The sequence below is a fragment of the Paenibacillus agricola genome, from assembly GCF_011440305.1.
In the GTDB taxonomy this organism is placed as follows: Bacteria; Bacillota; Bacilli; order Paenibacillales; family NBRC-103111; genus Paenibacillus_S; species Paenibacillus_S agricola.
The window spans coordinates 262,747-275,028 of record NZ_JAAOIW010000010.1 but is presented as its reverse complement, the minus strand read 5'-3'; the positions used below and the strand labels follow the sequence as shown (position 1 = coordinate 275,028).

Here is a 12,282-nt window from a genome sequence, read left to right as displayed (position 1 = left end):
AACTCTCTTACGGAGCGGAGACAGTGCCGGAATCAATACCGAAATCAGTACTTGACGATTATGGGTTTACTAAAGGATTAGAGCCTAGCCGTAACAAGGAAACGGACTGTAGAGCCCTTAAAGACGATTCCTACGGCTGTTTGGAAGGTTGGGAGGGGCCTCTCTGTCCACGAGTTGTCGATAACAGGCGATTTCAGACAAAATAGCGACCCCTGAGTCCGCTTAATCGCAGAACCTTTAACAACATCATGCCAGGTGCTGAGGCTGAGAATAGCAAGCCATAATCGCCTTTAGCACTTTTATCCTATTTTTGTCTGAACTGCTGAACTGCTGACCGTCAAGCGCTAACTTTGATTTTGATCCTCTTTTACTTTTACTTTTTCTTTTACTTTTACCTTTATTCTATTCTAATTTTATCTTTCTAATTTCTTCTTTTATTCATCTTATCATCCGGTCATCTGATGACTTTATTTATTAAAGTATAAGGATACCATCCATTTCTTGCATCCTACTTCCTGTATCCTGTATCCTATATCCTATATCCTATATCCTATATCTTGTATCTTACTTCCTGCCAGCTGTACCCTACTTCCTGCATCCTATATCTTGTATCTTACTTCCTGCCAGCTGTACCCTACTGCTATGTCTACTCCTGCCTACTATGTCTACTTCTCTACTTCTGCATCCCTATATCAGCCAAACGTGCTTCCCATCCTAAATTGCTGTATAATGAAAATAATTTGCAAGCAGCTTACTATTAGGAAGCTGAAGATGAACCTAGGATGGAGGCAGAAATCTATGAAGCTATTTTCGCCCTTTACTCTAAAAGGAATGACACTCAAAAACCGTATCGTGATGTCACCAATGTGCATGTACTCCTGCCCGGATCAATCAGGAAAGGTTAACGACTGGCATAAAGTCCATTACCCTACAAGGGCGGTCGGGCAGGTTGGCTTAATTATTGTCGAGGCTTCAGCCGTTACGGGGCAAGGGAGGATTTCCGCGCAGGATCTAGGTATTTGGAGTGATGCACATACCGATGGCCATAAAGAGCTGGTCAAGCTTGTTCAAGGGCAAGGAGCCAAGATTGGCATTCAGCTTGCCCACGCTGGACGTAAAGCCATGATAGAAGGTCCGATTATTGCTCCTTCAGCGATCCCATTTGACCAGAAATCGAAAACGCCGGAAGCGATGACACTCCAGCAGATCGAAGCCACCCAGCAAGCTTTTATCCAAGCTGCACGCAGAGCGGTAGAAGCTGGCTATGATTGCATCGAGTTGCATGGTGCCCATGGTTATTTAATTAACGAGTTCCTCTCTCCACTCAGCAACCATCGCAGCGATGCTTATGGCGGTGACCGTGATCGCAGGTATCATTTTTTGGAGGAAATTATCGATGGCATCCGCGCATTTTGGGAGGGTCCGTTGTTCGTCCGTATCTCTGCTGACGAGTATCACCCTGATGGCAATAAAATGGATGATTTTATTTATTATTCCGAAAAAATGAAAAACCAAGGCATTGATCTAATCGACTGCAGCTCCGGCGGTGTCGTGCCTGCCGCAATCGACTTATATCCTGGCTACCAAGTATCTTACGCCCACACGATCAAAACTACAGCACGTATCGCCACAGGTGCTGTAGGTAAAATCACTTCTCCTGAGCAAGCCGAGGATATACTGCGTAGTGATCGTGCCGACCTTATTTTTCTCGCCAGGGAGCTATTAAAAAATCCTTACTGGCCGAGAATCGCAGCCAAAGAATTAAATTATCCATTAGACCCTCCAAAGCAGTATGAACGCGGCTGGTAAGCCATAAAACTGTGCACCTCGTCCACATTACTATGTGGGTGAAGGTGCTTTTTTTATGCTTAAACGGGTAATCCTTGGGCAAATGGGAAAACTATCAGCGTCCAACTACATAAAAGGAGGCTGTGATCAACCATGCGGACTGTCTCCATCCCCATTTTGCTGGCAGCAGCGCTTTTACTTGCCGGATCTTCTCAGACTGATCTATCGACCACACCGAAAAAAGGACGCCCCTATTTTGAAAAGCGGGGAGAAGTCGTCTGGGAGGTACCTACCGAAGAAAAGGTTATCGCCTTTACCTTCGATGATGGCCCTGACCCTGAGGATACACCGCAAATACTTGATCTCTTGCAGCTATATGGAGCAAAAGCCACATTCTTCATTATTGGTGAAAAGGCTGCCCGTTATCCAGAGCTTGTAAAGCGGGAAGCCGCAGAAGGACATGAATTAGCTAATCATACCTACAAGCATACTTACTTTAACGGTTCCATTGATGAGAGCAATGTTCGAGATGAACTGACCCGTACGGAGGATATTATCTATACGCTTACGGGGCAAAAGTCCCTTTTGTTTCGTCCACCAGGTGGATACTACAGCGAACCATTGGTTCGAATTGCTAGGCAGGAGGGCTATTTGGTAGTAATGTGGTCTTGGCATATCAATACCATGGATTGGAATACGCCTGGCGTGGACCGCATCACAAAAAAAGTGCTGGATAATGCACGTAACGGGGATATTGTATTATTCCACGATTATGTAGAGGGCAAGACTCAAACCATTGAAGCGTTAAAGCGTATTTTACCCGAGCTCCAAAGCCGCGGCTACCGATTCGTTAGTGTTAGCGACCTGCTTACCTATCGTAGAGCCAGACCTGTTAAACAATTGCATGAGCTCCCAAGCCAATAAGCCCTTGCTCTTAGTTCCTTTTTCAAAAAAAAAGCAGCCTACCGTCTCCTTAGAGACTGTAGGCTGCTTTTTTAAGACGCCAAAGAAACCTACGCCGCTAATGATGACCGGCAATATAAAAAGCACCAGAATGGCACCAGTTGTTGTGCCTAACCCTACGCCTGCTGCGCTCAATAGAATCATACTGAGCCTATTTTACGCCTCTTCCAAAATCCAGACACCCTTAGCGGCAATTTGTATATTGCCACTAATTAACTGACCACTTAACAGATCCTTATGAGTGCTTGAGCCAAGCTCCACGTACGCTTCCATATCGTTGTGATTTAGCACCATGGTGTACGACTTGCCGTCCTTTACACGCTTGGTAGCTTCAACTCCAGGAGGAGCGGACAATACGGACTCAAGACCTGCTTGTTTGGCTAGCAGCTTGACGAAATCAGCAAGGAATTCCCCATCTGGACTTGACGCCAGGTACCAGGCCTCGCCTTGGCCATAGGCATTACAAGTAACCACAGGCATCCCCCGATAAAATTCATCGCCATATTCCGCCCATACCTCAGCACCTTCCACATGCAGAAGATCACATAATAAATTGCAGGTGTACTTCTTCTTGAAGCCTTCCAGCTCTCGCCCTTCAGCCATAACGATTCGATTGACCATATGCGGGAATAGCGCATCGGTTTCTTCGACCCAAATACCAAGCAGCTTGCGAAGCTCTCCTGGATAGCCACCTAGTGTAACCAAATCGTTTTCATTGACAATACCACTAAAGAAAGTAGTAACAAAGCGACCGCCGCGTTCTACAAACTGCTCGATTTTCCGGGCAAATCCCGGCTTTACCATGTAAAGGACTGGGGCGATTACGACATCGTAGCCGGTTAAATCCGCTTCAACCGAAACCATATCCACGGCAATATTTTGCCCATAAAAAGCATCATAGAACTTGGCGAGCTCATTCATATAGGATAAATCGATGGTTGGTCCCGAGGAAAACTCCATTGCCCACCAGTTGTCCCAATCAATAATCATCGCCACTTTGGCATGGATCCGCGAGCCTAACAGCTTGTCCCCCAGCTCTTGAAGCTCACTGCCTAATGCTGCACATTCTCTAAAAACACGGGTATGCTCATGTCCAACATGCTCAATAACAGCACCATGGTACTTCTCGCAAGCACCGATTGATCGCCGCAGCTGGAAGAACATCACCGTATCTGCGCCATGGGCTACCGCCTGATAGCTCCAAAGACGCATAACGCCTGGGCGCTTTAGACCATTGTAGGGCTGCCAGTTTTGTTGACTTGGCGTCTGCTCCATGAGCATGAATGGCTGGCCATCCTTCAGCCCGCGCATAACATCATGCCACATCGCCACATGGCTAAGCGGTGTCTCATTGGATGGATAGCTATCCCATGACACGACATCGACGTATTGAGCCCATTTGGCGTAATCCAGCTGCTTGAACATAAACATCATATTCGTTGTGACCGGGATATCAGGTGTTGCCGCCTTCAGTTCATTATATTCCAGCAAATAACAATCCAGCAGTCCATCCGAGTTGAAGCGCTGGTAATCCAGTGAAATCCCTTGGAAGCTCGTCCGTGTCTCTGCCGAGTGCTCACTTAAAATATTGGGCGGCACGATCTCATCCCAATCATAAAATGTGTGCCCCCAGAAGCGAGTGTTCCATGCCTTATTCAGCTTATCCAATGTCCCGTAGCGCTCCTGTAGCCATACCCGGAAAGCTTTGGCACAATTATCGCAATAACAGATGCCGCCATATTCATTGTTAACATGCCAGATAGCGAGTGCAGGATGATCCTTGTACCGTTCTGCCAATTTGCGTGCCAATCGCGCTGCATGAAGCCTGTAGGTTGGGCTATTGGGACATGAATTGTGGCGTTGCCCGAAGGTATGCTTGCGCCCCTCAAAATCAACCCGCAGCACATCCGGGTACCGAGTCGCCATCCATGCCGGGTGCGCACCTGTGCTTGTAGCCAAACATGCGTAAACACCGTTTTCGTGGAGCTTATCCATAATCTCATCAAGCCATTCGAATTGGTAGGTTTCCTCATCCGGCTGCATCAGCGACCAGGAAAAAACAGCTACCGTAGCTATATCGATACCCGCCAGCTTAAACATTCTCATATCCTCAGTCATAATTTCCTCTGGCCATTGCTCTGGGCTGTAATCGCCCCCATAAGCCATTTTATTCAATTTGGGACTAACCAATGGTGGGACCTCCTCTGTTAGGATAAAACAGAACACAGAGGCTATTTGCTTCTGTGTTCTGTTTATGTAGCTTATTTGACATCAATAGAAGGCTTACTGTGAAAGCATTCTTCTTATTTATAACCCATTTTGTGCAGGTTAGCTAAACTGATGGCCAAGCTGTCAAACGGATTACGATCATAGCAATTATCCTGTTCAACGGCTCCCCATTCAACACCAATATCATCGCAAGCCTTTAAGATTTCAGGAAAATTCATCGTGCCTTCTCCAACCTCGGCAAAACGGCGTTCTCTATCGCTAGTAACCGCCCAGTCCTTCAGATGTACAACCTTCATACGACCCTCGACTTTACGAATCCACTCCACAGGATTAGCACCGCCAGCTTGAACCCAATGCAAGTCCAACTCGAAATCAAAAACTTCCGGATCAGACTCTTCGAATAATATATCCATCCCCGTACGCCCATCAAATTTAACAAATTCAAATTCATGGTTATGGTAAATGAATTTCAAGCCTGCTGCCTGCAGCTTGCGTCCGATTTCAGAAAATTCCTTAGCGAACGCCGCATAGCCTTCCTTGCTCGTCCGATATTCCGGTGGCAAGCCACCTAAGCCGACATATTTACAATCCCAAATCTGGTGTTTTTTAATAACTTCATCGATATTAGCAAATTCCGGATACCCAATGTGAGTAGCGCAAATTGTTAGTTGCTCTTGATCTGCAAGCGCCTTCAAATCTGCACTGTCAATCGGTCCTACGCCAGATACTTGAACGGAATCATAACCCATTTGCTTAACCTTTTTTAAGGTAGCTGCTATATCCTCTGGGGTTTTCAAAAAATCCCTAAGTGTATAAAGCTGTGCTGCAATTTTCAACGTCAATCGCTCCTTTGTTTCAAGTTTGGTTCACCTTCATTTTACACGAATCGGAGATATACAGCTACGCCGTCTTTCAAAACATCTTAAAAAGACGGTGGCCTGGTTTTATGATGAGGCTGGAGCGAACAGCTTAAACTCACTGTAACCCTCTAATTCAAATGGCTTGCTCGCAATTGCCCAAGGAACATCCAGTTCCGAGAATAGCAAACCTTTAGCCGCGGCTTCAGCAATAGTGTTTTTAATATCCTTAATCCCTGTGAATGTCGTGCTGCTCTCATCCGTCTTAGTCAAATGTGGTTCAGCAATTTGATGTGTCTCTTGGCTTGACTCGAATGCCCCGTTGACAGCCAAGACAAAGTTTCGGCACATTTCGAGCGAGCTGTACAGAGCTACATTTTGATCACGAATAGCAGCGAATAGATTCAGGTACATATTCCTGACATAATCTTCAGTAGGAGAAGTATGTAGACTATGCTCTGAACCGATTCGAATGTCCAGCGTATTGTCATATTTCCAAATAAGCTCGCCAAGCGTGCCTTTGACCGTGATGCCCGGAGTCTCTTCTTTTTCATTGCATAAGCTAGCATAAAAATGAACGATGGCTCCGCTTTGAGTATAAATACGCAAGCAGGAGGTATCATCCCCTTCAATAGGGTTCGCATGGTAAAGCTCTGCTTGCACATTGAGCGGCTTTCCTTGTTCGACGACCCCGCCGCCTGCCGCCAATAGGCAGTTATTGAGTAAATGGGCCAACGGATTGTTGATTGTGCCGTCCAGCACATAATTGCCTTTGAACACAAGCTTGCCTGCCCAACCGGTTCGATTATAATATGCTTGAGTTCTTTTCCAAAGCCCGGTTCCCGTCACATGAAGGACATCACCGATCTGGCCGCTGTGAATGGTATCCAGCAGCTTCCGGAAGGCTCCACCTGAGGTGTTTTGAAAATCCACTTGGCATAAGGAGGTTGTCCCTTTTTGAGCATTTAGCATTTCATCCAAATCCTGAATCGTAACGGCAGGAGGCTTCTCAAGCAATACATGTATCCCACGTTTAAAAACCTCGATAGCCATTTCTTTATGCATCGGAATAGGCGAGGCGATCACGACCAGATCAAGCTCAGGGTGGCTGTCCAGCATAGTCCGGTAATCCGTATAAGGGGTTCCACCGCTTGCAAGCAGCCGCTCCCAGCCCTCTTTGTTGACGTCTGGATTAATGTCGCTAAACGCGGTTATTTCCAGCTGGCCCAAAGCGGACAATTCGAGAAAATGCCGCACATGTATTTTGCCGAATCCGCCTACACCTATTAAGGCTGCACGTATTATTTTCATGGAGGATATTCCCTTCTCTCATATACTTAGAAGGCTTCCGGACAGCCAACGAATAAACAATCGCTGGTCCAGCCGAAAAGCCTTCTGTATGGTATTTCGATATCGAATATTAGACTTCTAGCAATGCTCCAAGTAACGCTTTTTCATTTCTGCCAACACGTCATCACCAGGACGATCCCAAATCTCCTGATTGAATATTTCCACTTCAATCGGGCCTTGGTAGCCAGCAGCCTCAACAGCTTGGCGAATGCGGCTAATCTCAATCATGCCATCGCCCATCATGCCTCTGCCTAGCAGCATATCCGGTGTCGGTACGATCCAATCGGATACATGAAAGCCCAGAATACGGCCGCTGGCGCGTGCGATTTGCTTATAAAGCTCAGGATCCCACCAAACGTGGAATACGTCAACCACAACACCTACCTGCTGGGGCGTGTAGCCCTCAGCAATCGTTGTTGCTTGTGCAAGCGTGTTAATCACGGAACGCTCTGCTGCATACATAGGATGCAGCGGCTCGATGCCAAGGATCACGCTGCGTTCTTGGGCATAAGGCACCAATTCTGCGATGGCATCCTCAACCATATTCCGTGCACCCAATATATCACGGTCTGGAGCCGGTCCGCAGACCAATACAAGCACTTCTGCGCCTAGCTCGGCGGCTTCATCGATAGCTCGCTTGTTATCCTCAATGCGCACAGCTCGCTCTGCCGCTGTTGCCGCCGGGAACATGCCGCCGCGGCATAAGCTGGACACTTTTAAGCCTGCATCATTGATGAATCGCTTGCTTTGGGCTAGGCCCGCTTCCTCTACCTTGTTCCGCCATAAGGCGATCCATGGAACCTCCGCTCTGGCGCAGCCTTCTGCTGCCTCCTGCAGACTCCAATTATTGGTCGTAATTTGATTTAAGCTTAAACGTCCAAAATCCGTTAATGGTGCCAAACTTAACCCCTCCAGTCTTTGGGAAAGCTGTCTATTCAATACCAGATAAAGCCAATACCCGTTTCATACGTTGAACCGCAAGCTCAGGCTGAACCAACAAGCCTGCTTTATCCGCTAATACGAATAGCTCAGACAGATGAACGATTGAACGCGAGCTTTCTGCTCCGGCAATCATCCGGAAATGCTTCTGGTGCCCGTTCAAATAAGCCATAAATACAATACCTGTTTTGTAGGCATAGGTCGGCTTTTGGAAAATGTGGCGGGACAAAGCAATCGTCGGCTCAAACAAAGCATCATATTGAGCCATATCGCCACGATCTAATGCTTCCAATGCTGCAGCAGCAACTGGAGCAATCGCATCGAAAATACCTAACAGCGCATGGCTATAGCCTTGCTCGTCGCCACGAATCAATTCCGGGTAATTAAAATCATCACCTGTATACATCACAACACCCTCAGGCAGCAATCGGCGCATCTGGATTTCCTTGTCGGCATCCAGCAATGAGATTTTAATGCCATCGACTTTATCCGGATTAGCGCGAATTACGCGCAAGCAGGTTTCCATCGCTTCGTTAAAATCAGAGCTGCCCCAGTATCCGGCAAGCGCTGGATCGAACATTTCGCCCAGCCAATGAAGTATAACCGGCTTGGACGTTTGGCGAAGAATGCGGCCATATACACGTTCATAATCGTCCGCCGTTTTGGCGCAAGCCGCCAAGGCGCGGCTAGCCATCAGAATGATCTGGCCGCCATGCCCTTCAATAAAGCTGCACTGCTCTTCGTAAGCAGCCTCAACATCCTCAAGCGTAACATTAGGCCCTGGTGCCAAATGATCCGTACCCGCACCGCTGGCAACCTTGCCGCCAACCGAATTAGCTTCAGCTAATGAGCGTTTAATGAGCTCCTTCGCTTGCTCCCATTTAAGCCCCATGCCGCGTTGTGCTGTGTCCATCGCTTCCGCGACAGACAAACCCAGCGACCATAGATGGCGGCGGTACGCTAGCGTATCGTCCCAATCAATAGCAGGATGGTTCAATGGATCCGTACCCGCGAACGGGTCGCACACCACGTGCGCCGCGGAGAAGGCAATCCGACTAGTAAACGAGCCTTTTGGAGCTACAATTGGTGCCGTTGTTCCTGCTACATAATCGTAAAGCGCCCCGCCAGCCTTCGGTAGTATTAATTTATCAGCCATGATCCTGGTCTCCTTAAATTACAGTTTCAGATCCGGTACATCAACCCAACGGCGTTCTTTCCATGATTGAATCCCAAGATCGGAGGTTTGAGTTCCTTTAGCGCCTTCAAGTAAATCCCAAGGGAATGGAGTATCGATCACAATATGCTTAAGGAATAGCTCCCATTGCACTTTAAAGCCATTGTCGTAATCCTGGTTGGCAGGAACATCAACCCATTGCTCTGTGAACGCGAATGGATTCTCAATATCCGGGTTCCATGTTGGCTTCGGCGTATTGACGCGGTGTTGGGTTTTGCAATCACGCAAGCCCGCTACTGCACTGCCTTCTGTACCGTCTACTTGGATGGTCAACAAATCATCACGGTCTACACGCACTGCCCATGAAGAATTCGCTTGAACAACAATATCGCCTTCCAGCAGGAAAGTCGCATAAGCTGAATCATCAGCCGTTGCTGTGTAACGCTCACCTTGCTCATCGAAACGCTCTGCAATATGAGTGGCACCCAAGCAAGAAATCGATTTTACAGCGCCGAACAGGTTGTCCAGCACATAACGCCAGTGAGCGAACATATCTACGATGATACCGCCGCCATCTTCACTGCGGTAGTTCCATGAAGGACGTTGGCCAGGCTGCCAGTCACCCTCAAATACCCAATAGCCGAACTCCATACGTACGGATAAAATTTTACCGAAAAAGCCGGAATCGATAAGGCGTTTCAGCTTCAGCAAGCCAGGCAGGAACAATTTATCTTGAACCACACCATGCTTAACTCCAGCTTCTTTAGCCAAACGAGCAAGCTCCAGAGAGCCTTCAAGGCTAGTATCGGTAGGTTTTTCGCAATAGATCGCTTTTCCAGCGGCAATTGCTTTTTTGATGCTGGCTGCGCGAAGTACAGTGGTTTGGGAGTCAAAATATATTTGATTGGCGGAATCCGCTAGGCAAGCGTCAAGATCTGTGCTCCAGCGAGTTAAGCCATGTTTTTCAGCTAATGCTTTTATTTTATGCTCTTGTCTACCTACAAGAATCGGATCAGGCATAATGACATCTCCATTAGGAAGGACAACGCCGCCTTGCTTACGGATTGCCAGAATCGAACGAATAAGATGCTGGTTCGTCCCCATTCTTCCTGTAACTCCATTCATAATGATTCCTAATGTGTGCAAAGTCATATTGGTGGCTCCTCTTCAATTTATAATAGTGTTGCTTCCTTTTCGGATAACTACAGCATATCGATAATTCAAGCAGAAGTCTTATCAGTTCGGAACAAAATTCTCAAATATGGAAGCGTTATTTTAAATCATCGACACAGCTTAATCTATCCCAAAGGAGGGAATTTCACTTATTCGCCGGAATTGCGGTGCTGCTGACGGTATTGGTTAGGAGCGAGCTTCACATAATTTTTAAAGGTACGGTAAAAGGTTGGCAGCGACTCATAGCCTACCTCAAAGCTGATCGACACAATATCTTTATCCGATTCGGCCAGCAGCTTCTTGGCAATGCTCATCCGTACCTCTGTCAAATATTGCAGCAGCGTCAGCTGATACTGGTCTTTGAAAATTTGGGCGGCATGGCGTGAGCTAATACCCAGCTTCTGTGCAAGCTCACCCGACATTAACGGCTCGAAATAATGGGAATCGATATAGGAGCGGATCCAGTCTGCCCGCAAGCCATTGGCATCCGTAATTTGCGAGCTTTGTTGGGCGCGGGCAAGTAGCAGCAGCACCTCCAGCAGATGGATTTGCATCGACCATTGGCTTAATGCGTCCTCCTGCTTCTGCTCGAACAGCAGCTTGCGCAGCAACAGCCGCAGCTCGTTACCGCTGACCGAATTCAAGCGGAGCAGCATCGAATGGTCGATTGCATCCTCCTTCCACCTAGAGGCAAAGGCATCGTTCATCAACGCTGTGTCGAACTCCATGACCAGCAGTGTCATATGCGAATCCGAGGAAACCGCATGATCCGTACGGGGGAAGATGACCGCGGCACATTCCTGCTCAATCGCATGCTTGATTCCATCCAGCTGAATGAAGCCTTCCCCTTCTATTGCATATAAAATTTGGTAGTTGCTATGATGATGGACATTCACTACGTAGCTTTCCCGATGCTTACTTTCGTAGAGATGAATTCCGCTCATTGCACACAATCCTTTCACTTCACGGCAAGCTGAAAAGCTATGCTCCGTATCCATTGTGCCCGCTGCCTATAATTAATTTCAATGTTTCCGCATCCTCCAGAAATTGCTGAGGTGCATCCTCTTTAACAAATTCAAGCATCGCGTGACGTCTACCGTGAGCTTCTCGGGCGATCGCGACATATTCCGTCCATTCGGATGTACCCTGCTGCAAAGGATGTCGGAGGCCTGGCTCCCACTGATACACATGGAGATTGGCAAGCCAAGGTAAAACTGCCCTTAATCCTTGCTTGCGCTCTTCGACGGTTAAATTCATTAGTGGCTGCCAATTGCAGCGGATATTCGGATGGTCAATCTGCTCCAGCAAGCGAATGGCCGATTCACTTGAATCTGTGAGCGTACCTTTGTGGTATTCAAAATCCACAGTAATGCCTACCGCTTGGGCCAGACCTGCAATTCGCGCGGCATCGGCGGCTACGCCGCTGCGCCATGCTTCATCAGCCGACTCCGAGCCTTGGTCGCCTGCCCATACCCGAATAGCTGGAGCCTGCAAGGCAACTGCTGATGCCAGTACTTGGTCAAACGTCAAATTGTTTTTATTGATGCTGCCAACCCGGTAGTAGGAGCCATAGGAAGCCACTTCAATACCTGCTGCTATTGTCCATTCCCTGACTTGCTTAGCGCGTTCCACATCCCCATGTGGCACATGGATATCGCCGCCCCATTCAATCGCTTGCAGCCCTGCCTGGGAAGCCAGCTTAATGATTTCCCCAGGATCTAGCTGACGAAACGTCACCGATAACAATCCCGTTTGCATGTTTGTCCCTCCTAAAAGTTTTGCTTTAGCAAAACAGTATTTGTTGAGTTT

10 protein-coding genes are annotated in these 12,282 nt (G+C 47.7%); 2 read left to right on the top strand and 8 right to left on the bottom strand.

The genetic code is table 11. The features are described from left to right. Positions 1–798 precede the first annotated feature (798 nt). A complete protein-coding gene (gene namA / locus G9U52_RS25085; protein WP_166153389.1) occupies positions 799–1,809 on the top strand; it encodes an NADPH dehydrogenase NamA in 1,011 nt (336 codons plus the stop codon). Positions 1,810–1,941: 132 nt separating this feature from the next. After that, positions 1,942–2,712: a polysaccharide deacetylase family protein gene (locus tag G9U52_RS25080; protein WP_166153388.1), complete on the top strand. Its 771-nt coding sequence runs from the start codon at positions 1,942–1,944 to the stop codon at positions 2,710–2,712. Positions 2,713–2,907: 195 nt separating this feature from the next. On the opposite strand, the gene G9U52_RS25075 is transcribed toward G9U52_RS25080, so the two are convergent. From G9U52_RS25075 to G9U52_RS25040, 8 genes are all read right to left on the bottom strand, one after another. Continuing rightward, positions 2,908–4,941 carry a beta-galactosidase gene (locus G9U52_RS25075; protein ID WP_166153387.1) on the bottom strand — a complete coding sequence of 678 codons (2,034 nt, stop codon included), beginning with the start codon at positions 4,939–4,941 and terminating at the stop codon, positions 2,908–2,910. A gap of 113 nt (positions 4,942–5,054) precedes the next feature. Beyond that, positions 5,055–5,816, bottom strand: coding sequence for a sugar phosphate isomerase/epimerase family protein (locus tag G9U52_RS25070; protein ID WP_243767536.1), 762 nt, complete (start codon positions 5,814–5,816; stop codon positions 5,055–5,057). A 108-nt stretch (positions 5,817–5,924) separates the two neighbouring features. After that, on the bottom strand, positions 5,925–7,148 hold the full coding sequence (locus G9U52_RS25065) for a Gfo/Idh/MocA family protein (protein ID WP_166153385.1): 1,224 nt from the start codon (positions 7,146–7,148) through the stop codon (positions 5,925–5,927). Between the two features lie 117 nt (positions 7,149–7,265). Continuing rightward, positions 7,266–8,087 (bottom strand): sugar phosphate isomerase/epimerase family protein, encoded by an 822-nt coding sequence (locus G9U52_RS25060; RefSeq protein ID WP_166153384.1) that lies wholly within the window; start codon positions 8,085–8,087, stop codon positions 7,266–7,268. Between the two features lie 31 nt (positions 8,088–8,118). Continuing rightward, the gene (locus tag G9U52_RS25055) at positions 8,119–9,282 is read right to left on the bottom strand and encodes a dihydrodipicolinate synthase family protein (protein WP_166153383.1); all 1,164 of its coding nucleotides are present in this window, start codon (positions 9,280–9,282) and stop codon (positions 8,119–8,121) included. 18 nt (positions 9,283–9,300) lie between these two features. Next, on the bottom strand, positions 9,301–10,452 hold the full coding sequence (locus G9U52_RS25050; protein ID WP_166153382.1) for a Gfo/Idh/MocA family protein: 1,152 nt from the start codon (positions 10,450–10,452) through the stop codon (positions 9,301–9,303). 170 nt (positions 10,453–10,622) lie between these two features. Then, the gene (locus G9U52_RS25045) at positions 10,623–11,417 is read right to left on the bottom strand and encodes an AraC family transcriptional regulator (RefSeq protein ID WP_243767535.1); all 795 of its coding nucleotides are present in this window, start codon (positions 11,415–11,417) and stop codon (positions 10,623–10,625) included. A 37-nt stretch (positions 11,418–11,454) separates the two neighbouring features. Continuing rightward, on the bottom strand, positions 11,455–12,231 hold the full coding sequence (locus tag G9U52_RS25040; protein ID WP_166153380.1) for a sugar phosphate isomerase/epimerase family protein: 777 nt from the start codon (positions 12,229–12,231) through the stop codon (positions 11,455–11,457). Positions 12,232–12,282 lie beyond the last annotated feature (51 nt).

Coding starts and splice junctions, on each gene's coding strand:
- G9U52_RS25045 (WP_243767535.1), bottom strand. CDS start 11,417: ATGAGCGGAATTCATCTCTACGAAAGTAAGCATCGGGAAAGCTACGTA.
- G9U52_RS25050 (WP_166153382.1), bottom strand. CDS start 10,452: ATGACTTTGCACACATTAGGAATCATTATGAATGGAGTTACAGGAAGA.
- G9U52_RS25055 (WP_166153383.1), bottom strand. CDS start 9,282: ATGGCTGATAAATTAATACTACCGAAGGCTGGCGGGGCGCTTTACGAT.
- namA (WP_166153389.1), top strand. CDS start 799: ATGAAGCTATTTTCGCCCTTTACTCTAAAAGGAATGACACTCAAAAAC.
- G9U52_RS25080 (WP_166153388.1), top strand. CDS start 1,942: ATGCGGACTGTCTCCATCCCCATTTTGCTGGCAGCAGCGCTTTTACTT.
- G9U52_RS25065 (WP_166153385.1), bottom strand. CDS start 7,148: ATGAAAATAATACGTGCAGCCTTAATAGGTGTAGGCGGATTCGGCAAA.
- G9U52_RS25040 (WP_166153380.1), bottom strand. CDS start 12,231: ATGCAAACGGGATTGTTATCGGTGACGTTTCGTCAGCTAGATCCTGGG.